The sequence below is a fragment of the Amycolatopsis sp. NPDC021455 genome, from assembly GCF_040640995.1.
Taxonomy (GTDB): domain Bacteria; phylum Actinomycetota; class Actinomycetes; order Mycobacteriales; family Pseudonocardiaceae; genus Amycolatopsis.
In genome coordinates this window covers 1-18,804 of sequence record NZ_JBFACT010000083.1, presented here as the reverse complement: position 1 = coordinate 18,804, position 18,804 = coordinate 1, and the positions used below count along the sequence as shown (strand labels likewise).

The 18,804-nt window shown below is 72.0% G+C and carries 13 protein-coding genes and 2 pseudogenes; 5 read left to right on the top strand and 10 right to left on the bottom strand.

Features of this window, described 5'->3' with window-relative positions; genetic code table 11:
- Nucleotides 1–105 precede the first annotated feature (105 nt).
- The 3 genes from AB0G28_RS43750 to AB0G28_RS43740 all read right to left on the bottom strand — a co-directional run bounded on the left by AB0G28_RS43750 (nt 106) and on the right by AB0G28_RS43740 (nt 4,321).
- Nucleotides 106–1,428 (bottom strand): hypothetical protein, encoded by a 1,323-nt coding sequence (locus AB0G28_RS43750; protein WP_361103719.1) that lies wholly within the window; start codon nt 1,426–1,428, stop codon nt 106–108.
- A gap of 37 nt (nt 1,429–1,465) precedes the next feature.
- Nucleotides 1,466–2,026, bottom strand: coding sequence for an RICIN domain-containing protein (locus tag AB0G28_RS43745; protein ID WP_361103717.1), 561 nt, complete (start codon nt 2,024–2,026; stop codon nt 1,466–1,468).
- A gap of 78 nt (nt 2,027–2,104) precedes the next feature.
- The gene (locus tag AB0G28_RS43740) at nt 2,105–4,321 is read right to left on the bottom strand and encodes a tetratricopeptide repeat protein (RefSeq protein ID WP_361103715.1); all 2,217 of its coding nucleotides are present in this window, start codon (nt 4,319–4,321) and stop codon (nt 2,105–2,107) included.
- Between the two features lie 147 nt (nt 4,322–4,468).
- Between AB0G28_RS43740 and AB0G28_RS43735 the strand changes: the two are divergent.
- Both AB0G28_RS43735 and AB0G28_RS43730 read left to right on the top strand, forming a co-directional pair.
- Nucleotides 4,469–5,449, top strand: a pseudogene (locus tag AB0G28_RS43735) (hypothetical protein); the annotation flags it as partial.
- A gap of 64 nt (nt 5,450–5,513) precedes the next feature.
- A pseudogene (locus AB0G28_RS43730) lies at nt 5,514–5,813 on the top strand (gluconate transporter); the annotation flags it as partial.
- A gap of 95 nt (nt 5,814–5,908) precedes the next feature.
- On the opposite strand, the gene AB0G28_RS43725 reads toward AB0G28_RS43730, so the two are convergent.
- The 6 genes from AB0G28_RS43725 to AB0G28_RS43700 are packed head-to-tail and all read right to left on the bottom strand — an operon-like array spanning nt 5,909 to nt 11,792.
- Nucleotides 5,909–7,075 carry an alpha/beta fold hydrolase gene (locus AB0G28_RS43725; protein ID WP_361103713.1) on the bottom strand — a complete coding sequence of 389 codons (1,167 nt, stop codon included), beginning with the start codon at nt 7,073–7,075 and terminating at the stop codon, nt 5,909–5,911.
- A gap of 10 nt (nt 7,076–7,085) precedes the next feature.
- Complete coding sequence (locus AB0G28_RS43720) at nt 7,086–7,793, bottom strand: SDR family oxidoreductase (protein WP_361103747.1); 708 nt, start codon at nt 7,791–7,793, stop codon at nt 7,086–7,088.
- 14 nt (nt 7,794–7,807) lie between these two features.
- Complete coding sequence (locus AB0G28_RS43715) at nt 7,808–8,728, bottom strand: fumarylacetoacetate hydrolase family protein (protein WP_361103711.1); 921 nt, start codon at nt 8,726–8,728, stop codon at nt 7,808–7,810.
- Complete coding sequence (locus AB0G28_RS43710; RefSeq protein WP_361103709.1) at nt 8,728–9,654, bottom strand: VOC family protein; 927 nt, start codon at nt 9,652–9,654, stop codon at nt 8,728–8,730. Before AB0G28_RS43710 ends, AB0G28_RS43715 begins: the two co-directional genes overlap by 1 nt.
- A gap of 18 nt (nt 9,655–9,672) precedes the next feature.
- Nucleotides 9,673–10,803 carry an FAD-dependent oxidoreductase gene (locus AB0G28_RS43705; RefSeq protein ID WP_361103707.1) on the bottom strand — a complete coding sequence of 377 codons (1,131 nt, stop codon included), beginning with the start codon at nt 10,801–10,803 and terminating at the stop codon, nt 9,673–9,675.
- 26 nt (nt 10,804–10,829) lie between these two features.
- On the bottom strand, nt 10,830–11,792 hold the full coding sequence (locus AB0G28_RS43700) for a cyclase family protein (protein ID WP_361103705.1): 963 nt from the start codon (nt 11,790–11,792) through the stop codon (nt 10,830–10,832).
- Between the two features lie 83 nt (nt 11,793–11,875).
- Between AB0G28_RS43700 and AB0G28_RS43695 the strand changes: the two genes are divergently transcribed.
- Entirely contained in the window at nt 11,876–12,799 is a 924-nt protein-coding gene (locus AB0G28_RS43695; RefSeq protein WP_361103703.1) for a LysR family transcriptional regulator, read from the top strand.
- Nucleotides 12,800–12,894: 95 nt separating this feature from the next.
- Nucleotides 12,895–14,115, top strand: a complete 1,221-nt coding sequence (locus AB0G28_RS43690; protein ID WP_361103701.1) for an MFS transporter — start codon at nt 12,895–12,897, stop codon at nt 14,113–14,115.
- A gap of 6 nt (nt 14,116–14,121) precedes the next feature.
- Here the strand turns inward: AB0G28_RS43690 and AB0G28_RS43685 are convergent, their stop codons facing one another.
- Nucleotides 14,122–15,090, bottom strand: a complete 969-nt coding sequence (locus tag AB0G28_RS43685) for a helix-turn-helix domain-containing protein (protein WP_361103699.1) — start codon at nt 15,088–15,090, stop codon at nt 14,122–14,124.
- Nucleotides 15,091–15,262: 172 nt separating this feature from the next.
- Here AB0G28_RS43685 and AB0G28_RS43680 point away from each other — a divergent pair, with 172 nt between their 5' ends.
- On the top strand, nt 15,263–18,673 hold the full coding sequence (locus AB0G28_RS43680; protein WP_361103697.1) for a S8 family serine peptidase: 3,411 nt from the start codon (nt 15,263–15,265) through the stop codon (nt 18,671–18,673).
- The last annotated feature ends 131 nt before the right edge of the window (nt 18,674–18,804 follow it).

The following is an 18,804-nucleotide window of genomic DNA, read 5'->3' as shown; positions in this document are numbered from 1 at the left end:
GTTCTCCGGATGCGCCGGCTCACCCACCTGGCCGGCCCTCGTGAGGGGCGACGCCGGTTCTCACCGGCGTTGCCCCTCACGAGTCCTACCCCGGCAGGCCGAGGATCAGCCGAGGTCGCGCACGTACACGTTGGGCGTCCACATGTCGGTGCCGGTCGCGAAGTTGGTGGCGACGGACTGGAACGCGACGTGCTTGCCGTCGGCCGAGATCGACGGCGTCGCGGAGTTTCCGTTGCCCTCCGTGCCGTTTCCGGCGACGCTGGCCCGGGTCGTGGTCGCGGTGTCGCGGTCGCGGACGAACACGTCCCACACGTTGTTGCGGTCGAACGGCACGAGCCGCCACGCGAAGGAGTCGAACGCCGTGTACCGGCCGTCGGCCGAGATCGACGGGCGGACGCCCTGGGTGGTGCCGGCGTAGTCCTCCGCGCCCGTGTAGAGGACGTTCAACCGGGTGACCGTCGACGTCTGCCGGTCGACCAGGAAGTTGTCGACCTGGCCGTTGGTGTCCCCCGGGTTCGGCAGCAGGTTCTCCGCGACCGACTGGTAGGCGACGTAACGCCCGTCGGCCGACATCGTGGCGAAGTTGCTGGCGCCTTGCCCTTGGTCACCGTGGGCGTTGACGCTCACCCGATCGGTCAGCCCGGTCAGCTTGTCGTGCACGTACACGTCGGTCGCCTGGTTCGTGTCGGTGCGCGTCAGGACGGCGTCGGATTCGAACGTGACGTAGCGGCCGTCGGCCGAGATCGACGGCCGCTGGCTGGCCCTCCTGCCCTCGAGGCTGTCCGAATCGACGCTGACCCGGATGGTGCGGTCCGTCTGCTGGTCGTACTCGAAAACGTCTTGGGCGCCGTTCGTGTCGCGGTCGACGAGGTTGCTGGCGTAGGAGTCGTACGCGATGAAGCGCCCATCGGCCGAGATCGCCGGGTTGAAGCTGTGGCCGTTGCCCGCGGCACCCAGGAACCCGCCGCTGACCCGGCTCGTCCACCCGATCAACCGGTCGTGGACGAACACGTCCCAGGACAGATTGGTGTCTCCCGGAGCCAGGTTGGTCGAGAACGACACGAACGCGACGTAACGGCCATCGGCCGAAATGGACGGTGCCCAGCTGTCGCCGTTCCCCTGGACACCGTTGCGGTCGACGCTGACGCGGGTGGTCACCCCGGCCACCCGGTCCCGCACGAACACGTCGTCGACCCCGTTGGTGTCCCCGGCGACGAGGTTCCGGGCCGAGGACCTGAAGGCCACGTACCGCCCGTCGGCGGACACCGACGGCTCCCCGCTCGCCCCGGTGCCCGGCTTGCCGTCGACGCCGACGCTGATCAACGTGGTGGCGGCCACGGCGGCGTCCGCGGTGGCACCCGGTACCAGCGCCGCGATGGCCGCCACGCACAGGACGAGTCCGACCGAGCCGGTTCTCTGACTTCTCATCATTGCCTTTCTCTGCTCGAAAAGGGAAAACCGTGGTTCACCGGGTCGGCTGGACCGGCTGGAACCGTTCGTTGACGAAGCCGTAGCAGGGGTTCTGCACCAGCCGGCGGTAGTTGTCGGTGTTGATGCCGTCCACCGAAAGGCACAGGCCGCTGTTCACGTTCTGGAATTCGGCGACGCCGTTGTAGTAGTCCCAGAGCATCCGCCACTGCTGGTTCGTGCCGACGAGGCAGGTGTACTGGACGATGGGGTTTCCCTGGTTCGTTCCGTAGGCGTAGTCGTCCAGGCACTTGCCGGTGCGCACGTTCTGCAGCCAGAACACGGCCGGATCGTCCGTGGCCTGCCCCATCCGCCACCGCTGGTTGTTGCCGTACGCGCAGGAAAGCTGGTCGACCGGGGCGAAGTCGTCGAGACGTCCCTTGTCGACCTGCACGCACTTGGGGCCGCCGGTCCAGCTGCCTTCGTTGGTCTGCCAGGCCAGCACGTCGCCGCTCACCGGCGGGTAGATGGTCCGGTCGGCGTGGGCGGGGACGGCACCGGCCAGCACGAGTGCGGCGGTCGCGAGCGGAACCAGCACGGCGCGAGGTAGCTGAAGCATGCGCGAACCCTAGGGATCACCGCACGTCCGGCTCCAGGAGGAACCGGCGGAAAAGCCAGCAGAACTGTTTCCTGCCGATCAGCGGTCCGCGGCCATCGCCGGGTGCGCGCGGACGCGGGCCTCGTCCGGCAGGCCGATGGGGAACGTCAGTGCCTCGCGGAACAGCCGGGCGGCGCCGTCGAGGTCGCCGCCGGCGGCGGCCGTCTCGCCGAGGGCGAGCAGCGCGAGCCCGGTCGCCTGGGCGTGTTCGGCCCGCCGGGCCAGCTCCAGCGCCCGCCGGCCGGTGGTGGTGGCGTCGTCCCAGCGGGCCAGGCCCGCCTGGGATTGGGCCAGCAGGGCCAGCGCGAACGCCTCCGAGCCCGGTTCGCCGAGAGCGGCGAACGTGGCGGCGGCCTCGGTCAGCAGGGTGGCCGCGCCGGCGTGGTCGCCGGTGTCGTTCCGCACGGCGCCGAGGTTGAGCTGAGCCACCGCGACGCCGCGCCGGTCGCCCAGCTCGCGCTTACGGCGCAGCGCGGCGGCGTGGTATTCGATCGCTTCGGCGAACGCGCCGCGGTCGTGCGCCAGCGCGCCCAGGTTGTTCAGCGCGATCGTCTCGCGGCGCGCGTCGCCCATGGCCCTCGCCTGGTCCAGCACGCCGGTGTACGCGGCCGCGGCGTCGTCGTACCGGCCGGCGAACTTGTGGGCGTTGCCGATCAGGGTCAGCGTCGCGGCCCGGCCGTCCGGGTCGGCGCCGAACGCCTCGGCGGCGGACGCGGCCAGCTCCAGCGCCACCTCCGGGTCACCGCTCTCGTTGGCGGTGACCGCGGCGCCGTGCCAGGCCCACGCCCGGGCCTGCTCGGTGAGCGCGGCACCGGCCGCCCCCGTGAGCATCCGCCGTCCCTCGGCGAACCGCCCCCGGGCCACGTAGTGCTTGGTCAGTGCGCGCACGGTATCCACGCACAGCAGGGCCGGCGCGGCGTCGACGGCCTGCTGGATCGCCGCCCGCACGTTGTCCTGCTCATCGCCCAGCCGGGGATCGCCATCGCGGACCAGGCGCAGGAAGTGCCGGGCGTGCGCGTCGCGATCGCCTGCTCCGGTGAGCTGGTCCTCGACGACCTCGCGGATGGTGTCCAACATGCCGATCCGGGGGCAGCCGGCCCGTTCGGTGACGGTGACCAGGCTGTGGGCGGCCAGCGTCGCCAGTGAAAGCGGCGGTGCGCCCAGCACGGCCTCGACGTCGACCGGGTCGGCGCCGCCGGAGAACGCGCCCAGCAGGCCGAACAACCGCCGGTCGGGATCGGTGAGCCCGCGCGTGCTCCATTCGACCGTGCGGCGCAGGCTCACGTGCCGGTCGGCCAGGTCCACCGTGTCGCCGTGCAGGTCGCGGACCTGGGCGAGCACCTGGGCCGGCGCCTGGGTGCGCAGCCGCGCGGCGGCCAGCTCCAGGGCGAGCGGCAGGCCGTCGAGACGGCGGCACAGCGCCGCGACCGCGACGGCGTTGTCCCCGGTGAGCGCGAACCCGGGCCGGACCGCGGCGGTGCGTTCGACCAGCAGCCGGACGGCCGCGCTGCCGGCCAGGTCCGCCGGGTCGTCACTGTCCGGAGTGGACAGCGGGGCGAGTGGCCAGAGGTGTTCTCCTCGCAGCCGCAACGGCGAGCGGCTGGTCACCAGGACGGTCAGCCCCGGGCACCCGGCCAGCAGCGTGGCCACGGTGGTGGCCGCCGCGGCCACGTGCTCGAAACTGTCGAGCACCAGCAACCACCGCCCGTCGCCGATCAGCGTGGCCGGGTCGGGCGTCCGCAGGGACTCGGCCAGCGCCTGCGGGACGTCGTCGGCGTCCCGCAGGGCGCTCAGGTCGAGGCCGTGCACGGAGTCGAACCGGCTCGCCACCTGCCAGCCGACCTCGAGCGCGAGGCGGGTCTTGCCGACCCCGCCGGTGCCGGTGATCGTGACCAGCCGCACCGGCGGATCCTGGACCAGCCGGAGCACCGCGGCGAGATCGTCGGACCGCCCGACGATCGAGGTGACCGGCGCGGGCAACGCCGGGCGAGCCGCCGTCCGCTTGCGGCGGGTGTCCGGCGGCGGCGCCGTCCGGGCGCTCCGGGCGAACGCCTCCTGCTCCTCCGGGGTCAGGCCCAGCGCCCCGGTGAGCGCACGCAGTGTTTCGCGCTGCGGACGCCGGGTGGCACCCCGCTCGATCTCCCCGATCGCGCGGACGCTGATCCCGCTCAGCTCCGCCAGCTGCTCCTGCGAGAGACCGCGGCTGCTCCGCAGCCCTGCCAGCATCTCGGCCAACGCCATCTGCCCCCGGTGCACCGCCACATAGTAAAGACGGCTGCGCCGGTGGCGTTGATCGGCTGCAGCACTGGCGCTGTTCGGAATTTCTCGAGTGGGCCGCGCGGGATCTTCTCCACGCCGGGCGGCGTTTCACAAATTCGAGGCGAATCGTTTTCTCACTGGGGAATGACCACCCAAGCCTGGCTTCTGCTGCTCGACCTCGTCGCCGCGATCGCGGTGCTGATCACCCTGATCAACTCCCGGCTGCGGTTCCACCCCTTCGTCGCCCTCCTCGTGGTGTCGGTGGCCGCCGGCCTCGCCGCCGGTGAGTCACTGGCGAAGCTGCCCGAGTCCATCGAGGACGGTGCCGGGAACACGCTCGGCAGCATCGGCATCCCGCTGGCCCTGGGCGCCATGCTCGGCCGGCTGCTCTCCGAGGCGGGCGTGACCGACGCGATCGCCGAAGCGGCCCTCGCCCGGTCCGGCCCACGCTCGATGCCCTGGCTCGTCTCCGCAGCGGCGCTCGTGGTCGGCATCCCGATGTTCTTCGAAGTCGGGCTGATCGTCCTGCTTCCCCTGATCTTCAGCATCGCCCGCCGCATGGAAGCCGAGAGCGGGGTGCGCGGATCGGCGTACCTGCTGCTGGGCATGCCGACCGTCGCGGCGCTGTCCACATTGCACGGCATGCTGGTGCCCCACTCCGGTCCGCTCACCGCGCAGAGCGGCCTGCACGCCAACCTCGGGCTGACCATCCTCGTCGGGCTGGTCTGCGCGGTGCCGACCATCATCGTGTCCGGGCCGCTGTACGCCCGCTGGATCGCGCCCCGCCTGCCGCAGGTCCGGCCGAGCGAGGCACTGGTCGCCCAGTTCACCACCGCAGCGGCGCACTCCCCCGCTCCCGTCGGCGGCGGGTCGCAGCCCGGCGCACCGGCTCCCGCACCCCGGACGCCGGTCTGGCTCGCTGTCGGCGCCGTGCTCGTCCCGGTCGCCCTGATGCTGCTGCGCACCCTCGCCGAGATCGCCCTCGGCGAGGCGAACCCGCTCCGGAAGGCGCTGGTCTTCACCGGCGAACCCGTCATCGCGATGCCGGCCGGCTTCCTCGTCGTCCTGGCGGTGACGCTCAAGCCGCTGCGTACCCGCGGCCTGGACGTCCGCGACGCCTTGACCGACAGCCTGAAGTCCATCGCCGGGATCATGCTGATCATCGCCGGCGGCGGCGCGTTTCAACCAGGTGCTCAAGGACTCCGGGATCGGCAAGGCCGTCGCCGCGGCCGCGACCGGCGCCCACCTCAACCTCATCGTCCTCGGCTGGCTCCTCGCCCTCCTGCTGTCGGCCTCGACCGGGTCGGCCACGGTCGGCATCGTCGCCGCCACCGGAATCGTCGCCCCACTGGCCGGCACCGCCGGTGGTCTGACAGCGTCGCTGCTGGTCGTCGCGATCGGGGCCGGTTCGATCGGCCTCAACTACGTCAACCACGCCGGCTTCTGGCTGGTGAAGGAATCGTTCGGGATGAGCCTGTCCGAAGCGGCCAAAACGCACACGGTGGTGCAGACGCTCGTCAGCGTCTGCGGGCTCGGCATGGCGCTGCACGCCGAAATCGCCGCGAGAACGTTTCCGGCGGTCGGTCACCTGTTCCGATCGATGGTCTCGAAGGTGTCGGTGACCCAGTCGGCGACGAACGTGCTGACGTGGGGCAGGTGGTCGAGTCCGATGTGCTCGGTCGCGCCCTCCTCGGGGGTGAACACCCGCAGCTCACGCCGGGGCGAGTTGACGGCCTGGTCGTACGAGCGGTGGGCGTACTCGAGCGGGATCTGGCGGTCGTTCTCGCCGTGGGCGATCAGGAACGGCACCGTGATCTTCTCGACCACGCCGTCGAGGTGCACGCCGTCGGCGAAGGCGATGAACTCCTCCAGGTCGTCGTGCCCCCACACCCACAGCACGTGCTCCCAGTAGTGCGGAACCGGCCGTTCGCCTTCGCGTTCGAGACGGCGCCGCTGTACCGCGCCCCAGTTGTGGTTGGCGCCCCAGGCGACGCAGAGCGCGAAGCGCTTCTCGAACGCCGCGGCGCGGGGAGCGTAGTAGCCGCCGAGGGACCAGCCGACGATCCCGATCCGGTCGGTGTCCACTTCGGACCGCGTTTCGAGCCAGTCCACGGCCGCGCCCGCCCAGGCTTCGGCGTCGATGCGGGCGGTCAATCCCTGCAGGCGCAGGGCTTCGCCGGTGCCGGGCTGGTCGAGCATCAGGCACGAGATCCCCCGGTCGGCGAGCTCTCGCCAGTGTGCCGAGGTGTACATGTGTTCCTTGGCCGAGTCCAGGCCGTTGACCAGGACGATCACCGGCGCCGGTCCGGCATCGGTGGCCGGGGCGAGGGAGAGGTAGCCCGGCAGGGTCGTGCCTTCGTACGGGACCGCCACCCGCGAAACCGAAGGGTCCCGCAGGTCGAAGGACTTCTGTGCGAGGTCGAGGACCCGGCGGTAGGTGGGCAGCCGGTTCGGGTCGGAGTGGGCGAGCATGCGCTCGGCCTGGCAGAGGTAGTTGGTGGCCCGGAAGTACAGTTCGCCCGCGGTGCGGGTGTGCCCGGCTTTCTCCGCCTGTTCGGCCTGGGTCACGAGCTGGTCGGTGAGCGCGGTCCAGGCCCGCAGGAAGTCCGGCGTGCCGGCGTCCGAGCCCCGGGCCGCGGCTTCGCGGATGGGCCGGCAGGCACGGTCCACCTCGTCGATCAGGCCGCCGCTGTTGAGCGCGGCGACCACGCCGAGGTTCCACACGTAGTTGCCGGGGAAGTATTCGAACACGGGATTCCCTTCAGGTTCGGGCGGCTTCGCTGATCGACTTGACGCCGCCGTGCGCGGTCATGCCGCCGTCGACGGGGATTTCGGCACCGGAGATGTAGGAGGCCGCGTCACTGATCAGGAACGCGACGAGCGCGGCGACCTCCTCGGCGGTCCCGGTGCGGCCGAGCGGGGTCTCGGCGATGTTCGCGGCCCGGAACCCGGGCGGCGCCGAAGCGGTCATCGGGGTTTCGATGTACCCCGGGTGCACGGCGTTGACGCGGATGCCCCGGTCCCCCAGCTCGAGGCAGGCGGCCTTGACGAAGCCGCGCAACGCCCACTTGCTCGCGGTGTAGGCGAGCGGGTAGTGCCCGGTCAGCGCCGCGGCCGAGCCGGTCACGACGATCGATCCGCCGGACGGCATCAGCGGCACCACAGCCCGCACGGCCCGCAGGACGCCGCCGACGTTGACGTCGTGCACGGACGCCAGGTCGGCGGGGTCCAGTTCGCCGAGCCGCGCCCGCCAGGTGACGCCCGCGGCGGCGACGAGCCCGTCGACCCGCTCGAGACCCGCGGTGAGCCTGGCCCAGCCGGCGTCGTCGGTGACGTCGAGCCGGTGGTGCTCGACGCCGGGCAGGCCGGGGTCTTCGGCGCGGTCGACCCCGATCACGCGGGCACCTTCCTCGGCGAGCAGCCGTGCGGTCGCCGCACCGATGCCCTGTGCCGCACCAGTGACGAGCACGACCTTGCCGCCGGTCACCGCGACCGCCTCCGGGGATGGCGGGAGCGGGCCCGGCGGACCGGCGGCAGGTCGACCCCGGCGACGACGGTGTTGCGGATCGTCCCGATGCCCTCGACGGTCATCTCGACGACGTCGCCAGGTTTGAGGGGCGGCGGTGTCTGCTCGCCTCGCCGTCCCCACAGCTCGGCCAGGCAGCCGCCGTTGCCGCAGGTGCCGGAGCCCAGGACGTCGCCGGCGCGCAGCCGCGTGCCCCGTCCGGCGTAGGCGGCCAGTTCCTCGAACGGCCAGCCCATGTTGGACAGCAGGTCCTGCCCCGCTTCGACGCCGTTGACCGCCACCCGCATGTCCAGCGCCAGGAAGCCGTCGGCATCGTGGTACGGCTCGAGTTCGTCGGCCGTGACGAGCCACGGGCCGAGCGTCGTGGCCGAGTCCTTGCCCTTGGCCGGGCCGAGGTTGACCTTCATCTCACGGCGCTGGAGGTCGCGGGCGGACCAGTCGTTGAGGATCGTGTAGCCGAAGATCGCGTCGGGGCCCAGCACGGCGGCGACCTCCAGCTCGAAGTCGAACAGCCGCGAGCCGGGCGGGATCGGCACGTCGTCGTGCGCGCCGACCAGCGCGCACGGATTGGTGAAGTAGAACGTCGGTGCCTCGTACCATTCCGGGGGCACGGAAGCCGGCGCGACCATCCCTTCGACATGCTCCTCGAAGGCGACGAAGTCCCGCACGGACGGCGGCTCCAGCGGCGGCAGCAACCGCACCGAGGCCAGGGGCACAGCCGGTCCACTGAGGACGGACCCGCCGGCTTCGAGGGCGGCGGGCAGGCCGCGACGGACCAGGTCGAGCACCGTCACTCCGGCCGGGAACGCGTGGACGCCGTCCTCGGAGACGACGCCCGCGTGCACGGTTCCGCCGTGCTCGTAGGTGGCGAAGCGCATCAGACCGGCGGGGCCACGAACAGGCCCTTGTCTGGGTCGTTGAAGGACCGCTGCGCGACGAACTCGTTCATCGCGTTCGCCGTGCCCCACTGGTCGGACACCTCGGGGTCGCTGAAGTCGTAGAGGTGCGGGTGCCAGGTGTCCTCGTCGACCAGCTCCAGCTCGGTGGTGTACTCTATCGTGTTGCCGTGCGGGTCGAGGAAGTAGCTGAAGGTGTTGTTGCCGGCCAGGTGCCGGCCGGGGCCCCAGATCTTCTCGACGCCCGCGCGCAGGAGCCGCCCGGTGCCGCGCATGTACTCGTCGAGCCCGCGCATCTCGAACGACACGTGGTGCAGCGACGGGTGCGGGCAGCGGGCGATGGCCATGCTGTGGTGCCAGGAGTTCACCCGCAGGAACCACATCATCTCCCCCATCCGGGGGTGCATGAGGATGTCGGACAGGCGGAACCCGAGGTGCTTTTCGTAGAACGCCCGGGTCGCCTCCGGGTTCGTCGAGTTGATCACCACGTGGGACAGGCGGACCGGGACCGACTCGCCCGCCTCGATCCGGCGGTGGGCGCGAACGGCGACGTCGGCGCTGATCTCGATGGTGCGGCCCTCGTTGTCGAAGAACCGGAACCCGTAGCCGCCGCCCGGGGTGTGCAGGGTCCGTGGCTCGTGGACCAGGGTCACGCCGGCGGTGGCCAGGCGGGCGGCGAGAGTGTCCACATCGGACGGGGTGGCGACGCCGAAGGCGATCAGGTCGATCCGCTTGTCGTCGGATTGGCGCAGCCGCACCACGTACTGCTCGGGTGAGCCTTCCGCGGCGAGGAAGGCCACCCCGGTGTCGGTGTGCTCGGTCTTGAGGCCCCAGGCGCCGGTGTAGAAGTCCCGCTGCCGGGCCAGGTCCGGCACGGCCAGGTCGACGTGCCGCAGGTGCGTGATCATCTCGTTCTCCTTGTGGGGTCAGGCGGGCTGGACGACGAGGGCGGCGATCCGGCCGATCAGCCCGGGAACGTCGCCTTGCTCCCGGTCCAGGAGCCACTGTCCGAGCTGGACGGACGCCGCGACCACCGTGGCCGCTCGCGCGCACCGGCGATCGGTGAACTCGGCCCAGAGGCGGTCGTCGAGGGTTTCCGACGTCAGCAGCAGTTCGGTCAGCACCGCGGCGTCTTCGAGGGCTTGGGCGCCCCCTTGCGCGAGGGTGGGCGGGCAGGAGTGGGCGGCATCGCCGATCAGCACGACCCGTCCCCGGTTCCACGGTGCCGGGAGCACGTGGGTCTCGAACAGGGTGTAGCTGATCCGCGACGCGTCGGTGAGCGTGGCGCGGACGGCGTCCCACGGGCCGTGGTACGCCGAGGCGAGTTCGCGCATGGTCGCGAGCCGCTCGGCCGGGGACAGGCCGCTACGATCCTGCGCGTCCTCGACGACGTAGGCGTAGAGCGTGTCTTCGCTGGTCGGGCAGTACCCGGCGATGTAGGACGGGCCGCCGTAGAACAGATCCGTCCGGGTCACCGAACCCGGGCGAGGGCCGAACGCCCGCCAGATGCCCATGCCCGTCGGCCGGATCTCCGGATCGATGCCCAGCAGCCCGCGGACGGTCGAGCGGATCCCGTCGGCACCGACGACGAGGTCGTAGCGGCCGGTCGAACCGTCGGAGAAGGTGACGTCGACCCCGCTCGCGTCCTGCGCCAACGCGGTCACCGTGTGCCCGAAGCGGATCTTCACCCCGGCCGGACCGGCGCGCTCGTGCAGGATCCGCGCCAGGTCCGGCCGGGGCATCCCCACCGTCGCCGGCAGGTCGGGGCCGCCGGTCCGGACATCGGGGATCTCGGCGAGCAGTGTCCCGGCGGGGTCCGGGGCACGCAGGCCAAGACTGTCGAAGCTGTATCCCTGCGCCTGCACGGCTTCCCAGACGCCGAGCTTGCGCAGTTCGCGCAAGGCGTTGCCCTGCAGGGTGATCCCGGAGCCGATGGCGGCGATGTCCGGCTTGATCTCGACCAGGTCGACGGCGACGCCGTGATCGGCGAGGTGGATCGCGGCGGCGGTGCCGGCGAGGCCACTGCCGACCACGAGGACGGTGTGCACGGCGGGCATGGGGACTCCTTTGTCCGGGCGGCGAGCTACTTGACGGCGATCGGGGCGACCGGCGCGCCGACCGCCCCGGTCACCGGCAGCGGGTCGGCGGTCAGCCAGAACTCGTACCGGCCGTCGGCGGCGCAGTCCGCGGCCAGCGTGTCGAGGTCCCACATCTCGCCGAGGAACAACCCGATGTGCGGGATGGCGACCTGGTGCAGCGGCTGGAAGGCGTCGTCGAACTCGTTGGGCCGGACCTCGAACCCCCAGGTGTCGGTGGCGATCGCGGCGATTTCGGTGTCGTGGAGCCATTCCGCGGTGGTGAACGACAGGCCGGGCGCGGGGCCGCCCGCGTAGTCGCCCCAGCCTTCGCGCCGCGCCCGGGCGAGCCGCCCGGTCCGGACCAGGAGCAGGTCGCCCCGGCCGACGCGCGCGGTTTCCCCTTGGGCGGCGATCGTTTCTTCGAGGTGTTCCACGGTGATCGCGAACCCGTCCGGCAGTTCGCCGTCCGTGCCGAGCACGCGGCCGGCGTCGAGCAGGACCCCGCGCCCGGCGATCCGGCCCGACACGGTCTCGATCCCGGTGACGCGGTCGCCTTCGCTGGTCACGACGTCCCCGGCCCGGCGGCCGTTCCACGCCACGCCGTGGTCGAAGATGTGCCCGAGCCCGTCCCACTGCGTCGACGCCTGCAGCGGCATGAACACCACGTCGTCGGCACCGCCGATCCCGTGCGGGAACCCCTGGGTACCGCGCTCGGCGTCCAGGCCGGTGTCCAGCATCGTGTGCACTGGGTTGGTCCGGCGCCGCCAGCCCTTCTGCGGGCCGTCCGCGTCGAAGCGCTGCGCCAGGGAGAAGCTCACGCCCCGCCGGACCAGGGCCGCACCTTCGCGGCGCTTGGCGTCGTCGAGCAAGTTGAGGGTGCCGAGGACGTCGTCGGCACCCCAGCGTCCCCAGTTGGAACAGCGCTTCGCGGCGGCGGCGATCGCGGCTTCGGGATCGGTGCGGTCCATGCCGCCACGGTGCGCCACGCCACAGCATCAGGGAAGACGAAATAGCTAATGCAGACTATCAGCCCGATGGATAACCTCAGGTGGTGAACCTGGCAAGCTTGGACCTGAACCTGCTGGTGACGCTCGACGCGCTGCTCGAGCACCGCAGCGTGAGCCGGGCCGCCCAGCAGGTCGGCCTCAGCCAGCCCGCGGTCTCGGCCCAGCTGGCCCGGCTGCGCCGGCACTTCGGCGACGAACTCCTGGCCCGCCACGGCAACCAGTACCGCCTCACCCCGCTGGCCGTCCAGCTGCGCGGCCGCGTGCAAACGGCGATGAACGGTGTCGAGCGCGTCTTCGCCGCCGAGCCGGACTTCGACCCGGCGACCACCTCGCGGGAGTTCTCCCTCGCCATGACCGACTACGCCGTCGCGGTCCTCGGCTCCCCGCTGGCCGCCGCACTGGCGCAGGAGGCACCCGGCGCCCGCGTCCGGTTCATCGCCACCACCCCGGCCGTCGTCGACAACGCCCGCCAGGTGCTCACCGGCATCGACCTGCTCGTCCTGCCGCACGGCTTCCTCGAAGGGCTCCCGCACCAGGACCTGCACCGCGACGGCTGGGTCTGCCTGGTCGACGCCGCCCACCCGGCGGTGGCCGAAGGGCTGACGGTGGAGCAGCTGCGGACCATGCCGTGGGTGGTCATCTACCACAGCCCCACCGCGTCGACCCCGGTCGTGCGGCAGATGCGGATGCTCGGCATCGAACCGCACGTCCAGGTGGTCACGGAGAGCTTCCTGACCGTCCCGGGTCTCATCGCCGGGACCGACCGCGTGGCGCTGCTGCAGCGGCGGCTCGCCGAACGCATCCCGGCCGACACGAACGTGCGTGCGCTCGCTTGTCCCTTCGACGCCGACCCGCTGCTCGAGGCCGCCTGGTGGCACCCGATGTACGAGCACGATCCCGAGCACCGGTACCTGCGCGAACTGCTGACGCGGATCGCCGCCGGCGTCACCGGGCATCCACCGCGCTGATACCGCGGTTCGCCAGAAGTGATTTCCGCTCCCCCGCCGCGGAACTCATGCTTTCGGCACCTTCCCTGAACCAACGACGGAATTCAGGTGCCGAAATGCCCGAAAGCCCAGCCGTGAACCGGTCACCAGCAGCCTCTTCCACCGGTCAGGGGCCGACCGCCGGAGGAGTCCAGCTGCTCCTGCTGCTCGCGGGGAGCTGCCTGTCGGTGCTCGGCGCCGTCCTCATCGCTCCCGTCCTGCCGCAGCTGTCCCAGGCGTTCGCCGGCACGCCCGGCGCGGACGTCCTCGTCCCGATCGTGCTGACCGCGCCGGCCCTGCTGATCGGGCTGACCGCACCGTTCGCCGGCGTCGTCGCCGACCGGATCGACCGGAAACGGTTGCTGCTGCTGGCCATGCTGGCCTACAGCGTGTTCGGGACGGCTCCGCTCTACCTGGACTCCCTCGGCGCGATCCTCGCGAGCCGCGTGCTCGTCGGGCTGTGCGAGGGCGCGATCATGACCTGCTGCACCACCCTCATCGGCGACTACTGGTCCGGCGCGCGCCGGGCGCGGTACCTCGGCCTGCAGACCCTGGTCGCCACCTTGTCGGCCACCGTGTTCCTGGCGCTCGGCGGCGTTCTCGGCGCGTCGGGCTGGCGCACGCCGTTCTGGCTGTACGCCGTCGCCGCCCCGCTGGCGATTCCCATGGCGCTCAAGCTCTGGCAGCCGCACCGCCGCCCGGCCGGCCACCTGGCGAGCCTGCCCTGGCGGCAGCTGGCCGCGCCCTGTCTCGTCACCCTGTTCGGTGGCATCGTCTTCTACGCCCTGATCGTCGAACTGTCCTTTGTGCTCACCGGCGTCGGCGTGACCGCCACCGGGACCATCGGGGCGATCTCCGCGGTCATGTCCCTGGCGACGGCCGCCGGAGCGATCGCGTTCAGCCGCCTGTCCGGCAAGACACCCCGGGTTCTCCTGCCCGTCGCGTTCGGCCTCTCCGCCGTGGGCCTCCTCCTGGTGTTCGCCACCGCCTCGCCGGTCGTGATCACCATCGGCGCGGTCTTCACCGGCTTCGGCACCGGCATGCTGCTGCCCACCCTGCTGACGTGGGCGGTCAACCGGCTCGCCTTCGACCAGCGCGGCCGCGGCACCGGCCTGTGGACGGGCACGCTGTTCGTCGGCGAATTCGCCTGCCCGCTCGCCCTCGCCGCGATCGGTGCCGGCACCGGCGGACTCCAGGGCGCGCTCGCCGTCCTCGGCATCGCCTCCGCGATCGGCGCCGTCCTGACCGCGTTCCTGTTGCGGCGGAACAACCGGCCGCTCAACGTCACCGAAGGATGAGGTCCCTCAGATCCAGCCGCGCCGGGTGGCCTCCATCGCGATCTGGAACCGGGTCTGCGCCCCGACCCGGGCCATGAGCTTGGTGACGTGGCGCTGGACGGTCCGCTCGCTCCAGCCCAGCGCCCGCCCGGCGGCCTTGTCGGTCGCGCCGGAAGCCAGCAGCATCAGCAGCTTCGCCTCGTCCGGGGACAGCTCGCCGGGTTCGGCGGAGCCGAAGCGCACCGGCACGCTGCGCGTCCACACCGCCTCGAACAACGCGATCAGCGCGTCCAGCAACGGTGACGGGTGGATGAGGTACGACGCGGTGAGCGCGGGGTCGCCGGGCCGCATCAGCGGGATGATCGCGAGCCGGTCGTCGGCGATCGCGAGCTTCATCGGGACGTCGCCGTCGATCCTGGCCTGTTCGCCGTGCCGCATCCCGAGCTCGATGTCGTCGATGCGCCCGGGCAGCTCGATCGCGCTCTTGTCGTAGACCACCCGGCACTTCACCCCGCGTCCGAGCAGCCCCAGCTCGACCTCGTTCGAGTCCGAGGCCCCGCGGGGCGCGGCGTACGGCGGCCGGTCGAACCCGCGCATCTGCACCCGGATGTCCTGCTGCATCCGCGCCCAGCGCTCATTGACCTCGTCCCGCCCGGTGATCACCTCGACCAGCTCGCCGGGGTGCGCGAACCGGGTGCTCGCGCGGTACATCTCCATGAGCGTGCCGATGTGACGGCGCGTGTCGCGCAGCGCGGCCTCGCGCTCGCGCAGCACCGCCTCGATCGCCCGGTCCGGCGGGACGACGACGTAGCGCGTCGGCCGCCCGGCCGCCCGCGTCGCCAGGCCCAGCCCGACGAGCGTCCGCACCACGCGCCGCGTCACCGGCAGCGAACGGCGGGCGTCCTCGGCGAGTTCGGCCACCGTCGCCCGGGTGCGCCGGACCAGCGCGTCGTAGATCGCTTCGTCCGCGTCACCGAGCCCGATCGGCTCCAGCACCGCCGCTCCTCCCCTGTCGGGTTTCCGCCACCTGGCGGGAATTCGCCGCCTCGGTGAGCTTGTCATGTGTTGATCACTGATGCACCGTTTTGACGTCGACGGCGCGCAACCTCACTCGGGGCGCGCCGTCTCGCTTGTCCGCCGGAACCTGACGGAGCGAAGGAGTCTCCCCATGTCCCTGTCCGCCTCGCGGACCCGTGGCCGCCGGCTGGCCCTGGCGGTGCTCGTCGCCGCCGGGTCACTCGGCGCCCTGCCGGCGACGGCCGCCGCCGCACCGGAAGCCCCGGCCGCCGCGCACCACAAGATCGCCAAGGAGCTGCTCGACCGGATCGCCGGCGCCCGGTCCGGTCCGGGCACGCGGTTCGAGGCGGTCGTCGTGCTGAAGGACCGTGGCCTCGCACCGTCCTCCCCGGACGCCGCGCGCCGGACGCTCGCCGACTCGGCGAAGGCCATGCAGGCCCCGGTCACCGACCTGGTCGGCGCTCGCCGCGACCAGGTGGTGAACACGTTCTGGCTCAAGAACATGGTGCTCGTCCGCGCCACGCCTGCCACCCTGGACGCCGTGGCCGCGCTGCCGCTGGTCGACCGCGTCATCCCCAACTTCACGCTGAAGACACCGACCGAGCCGCAGCGGAAACAGGCCAAGGCGAAGACCGACGCCGCCGTCGCGTGGGGCGTCTCGAAGATCGGCGCCGACCGGGTCCAACGCGACGGCACCACCGGTGCCGGGGTGCGGGTGGCGATCCTCGACACCGGCATCGACACCGGCCACCCCGACCTCGCGGGCAAGCTCGTGACCGCCGACCCGGCGAACCCGGAGCACCCCGGTGGCTGGCTCGAGTTCGGTCCGGACGGCGCACCGGTGCACTCCACGCCCCACGACAGCTCCTACCACGGCACGCACGTGGCGGGCACCATCGCGGGCGGGCACAGCTCGGGCACGCAGATCGGCGTCGCGCCGGGCGCGGAGCTGATGGCCGGGCTCGTCATCCCGGGCGGATCCGGCACGCTGGCACAGGTGATCGCCGGGATGCAGTGGGCGATCGCGCCGTACGACGCCGACGGCAAGCCCGCGGGCAAGCCCGCGAACGTCGTGAGCATGTCGCTCGGCGAAGAGGGCTACAGCAGCGAAATGGTCGAGCCGGCCCGCAACATTTACCTGGCCGGTGCGTTCCCGGCGTTCGCCATCGGCAACGACTGCGTCGCGGGCGGTTCGGCGGCGCCCGGCAACGTCTTCGAGTCGACCGGGGTCGGCGCGACCGACGACGGCGACAACGTGCCGGACTTCTCGTGCGGTGGTGTCGTGCGGAAGAAGGACTGGGCGGACGCCCCGGCGAGCTGGCCGGACAGCTACGTCGTGCCCGACCTTTCCGCGCCGGGCGTGGACGTGCTGTCCTCGCTGCCCGGCGGCGAGTACGGGCTGCTGAGCGGCACGTCGATGGCGACCCCGCACGTCTCGGGCACGGTCGCGCTGATGCTGCAGGCGAACCCGAAGCTGACCCCGGACGAGATCCTGGAAATCCTCACCGGCACGTCGTTCTTCGACAGCCGCTACGGCGCTCGCCCGAACACCCGCTTCGGCGCGGGCCGGATCGACGCGGCCGCCGCCGTCGCCGAGGCGCGGCTCGCCAGCGGCATCACCGGCACGGTGACCGCGTCGCGGGACCCCTTGGCGAAGACCACGATCACGGTCGCGGCCACCGGCCGGTCCTACACCAGTGACGCCGCGGGCCACTTCAAGATCCGGGTGCCCGCCGGCACCTACGACCTCACGCTGTCCCGGTTCGGCTACCACGACCAGCGGGTGCGGGCCGTGGTGACCAGCGGGAAGCTGACGGACCTGCGCGTCGCGCTGAAACCGACCCCGCGGGGCACGATCAGCGGCCGCGTCACCTACGGGCCGACCGGTTCGACGGTGCCGGGGGCGACGGTCCGGGTGCTCGACGTGCTCGACGAGCTCACCGCCGTCTCGGACGGCAACGGCCGCTACACCGTCCAGAACGTGCCCGAGGGCAGCTACCGGGTGGCCGCTTCGGCGGCGGGCATCTCGGCCGCGGCCCCGCGGCAGGTCGTCGTGAGCGGACACCGGCCGGCCACGGCCGACTTCGCGCTCCCGCGGCCGCCCGCGACGCAGCGGGTCTCGATGACCCGGGACGGCGGGCAGATCCAGGCCCACACCTTCTGGCCTGCCATGAGCGGGGATGCCGGCGTGATCGCGTTCGCCAGCGGGTCCGACGAGCTCGCGCCCGGCGACACCAACGACGACATGGACATCTTCGCGCGGGACGGGCGCACCGGCGCGATCGAACGGATCACGGTGGCCTCGGACGGCACCGGGGCGAACGCGTGGTCGGTCAGTCCGAGCATCAGCCCCGACGGCCGGTACGTCGGCTTCCTCAGCGGCGCGACGAACCTGGTACCGGGCGACACCAACGGGATCCCCGACTCCTTCGTCCACGACCGCCGGACGGGCGCGACCGAGCTGATCTCGGTGTCCTCCGAGAAAAAGCAGGCCGACGGGCTGTCCGGGCAGCCGGTGTTCAGCACCGACGGCCGCTACGCGGTCTTCCTCAGCCAGGCCACGAACCTGGTGCCGGGAGACACGAACGGCAAGCAGGACATCTTCCTGCGCGACCGGGTGGCCGGGACCACCGAACTCGTCTCGGCGGGCTTGGGCGGCGCGGGGGCGGACGGTGACTCGCTCGAACCGAGTGTCAGCGGTGACGGCCGGTTCGTCGCGTTCGAAAGCGGCGCGGAGAACCTCGTGCCCGGTGGCGGCAACGGCCACCGCGATGTGTTCGTGCGCGACCGCAAGACCGGGACCACGGAGGTGATCCCGGCGCCGGGCGGGGCGGAGGCGACGCAGCCGTCGATCAGCGCGGACGGCCGGAAGGTGGCCTACGTGGTCAGCCCGGCCGACGGGCCCTCCCAGGTCTACCTCTACGACCGGCAGGCGCACACGAACACGCTGGTGTCGCAGGCGGCGAGCGGGACCGGCGGGGCCGATTCCTACACGGCGAGCCCGAGGATCAGCGGAGACGGGACCGCGGTCGCGTTCTTCAGCTTCGCCGGTAACCTCGTGCCCGGCGACGGAGACGGCGCGTCCGACGTGTTCGTGCGCGACCTGCGCACGGCGAAGACGGACAAGGTCTCCGGTGCGCTCGGCGGCCAGGAAGGCGATGCCTACAGCGATTTCCCGTCGATCAGCACCGACGGCAAGTACGTGGCGTTCGAAAGCGAGGCGGCGAACCTCGTCGAGGACGACACGAACGGGCGCTCGGACATCTTCGTCCGCGACCGGGCCCCCGGGCCCGCGCCGCGCTTCGCGGTGGCCGACCTCCGAACCGACGACGGCGGTCGGTGGTGGCCCGCGCGGGTCACCGCGTCGGTGAAGGACGTCGGCGAAAAGGCCGGTGACTACCAGGCGGTGCTGTGGGTCGACGGCGTGGTCGCCGCCGAACGGCCGGTGTCGGTGTGGCCGGGCCAGACCACATGCGTCACGTTCGAGCTGCGGGACCTGGCCCGTGGCACGCACACCGTGCGGCTCGGCCCGCTCACCGGTTCGGTGACCGTGGGCCGCTGAGCGGTCATCCGGCCGGGCCGCTGCCGCGAATGACTCATTCGGGACGCCGGGCGTCCCGAATGAGTCATTCGCGACGCCCGGCTCGGCCCTCCCGGCCGGGATCGAGATCGGAACAGCGTCGTGTGGGGAAA

Excerpts from the sequence above, each read along its gene's own strand:
- AB0G28_RS43750 (WP_361103719.1), bottom strand. The coding sequence starts at position 1,428 with ATGAGAAGTCAGAGAACCGGCTCGGTCGGACTCGTCCTGTGCGTGGCG.
- AB0G28_RS43745 (WP_361103717.1), bottom strand. The coding sequence starts at position 2,026 with ATGCTTCAGCTACCTCGCGCCGTGCTGGTTCCGCTCGCGACCGCCGCA.
- AB0G28_RS43715 (WP_361103711.1), bottom strand. The coding sequence starts at position 8,728 with ATGCGCTTCGCCACCTACGAGCACGGCGGAACCGTGCACGCGGGCGTC.
- AB0G28_RS43710 (WP_361103709.1), bottom strand. The coding sequence starts at position 9,654 with ATGATCACGCACCTGCGGCACGTCGACCTGGCCGTGCCGGACCTGGCC.
- AB0G28_RS43705 (WP_361103707.1), bottom strand. The coding sequence starts at position 10,803 with ATGCCCGCCGTGCACACCGTCCTCGTGGTCGGCAGTGGCCTCGCCGGC.
- AB0G28_RS43700 (WP_361103705.1), bottom strand. The coding sequence starts at position 11,792 with ATGGACCGCACCGATCCCGAAGCCGCGATCGCCGCCGCCGCGAAGCGC.
- AB0G28_RS43690 (WP_361103701.1), top strand. The coding sequence starts at position 12,895 with ATGCCCGAAAGCCCAGCCGTGAACCGGTCACCAGCAGCCTCTTCCACC.
- AB0G28_RS43680 (WP_361103697.1), top strand. The coding sequence starts at position 15,263 with ATGTCCCTGTCCGCCTCGCGGACCCGTGGCCGCCGGCTGGCCCTGGCG.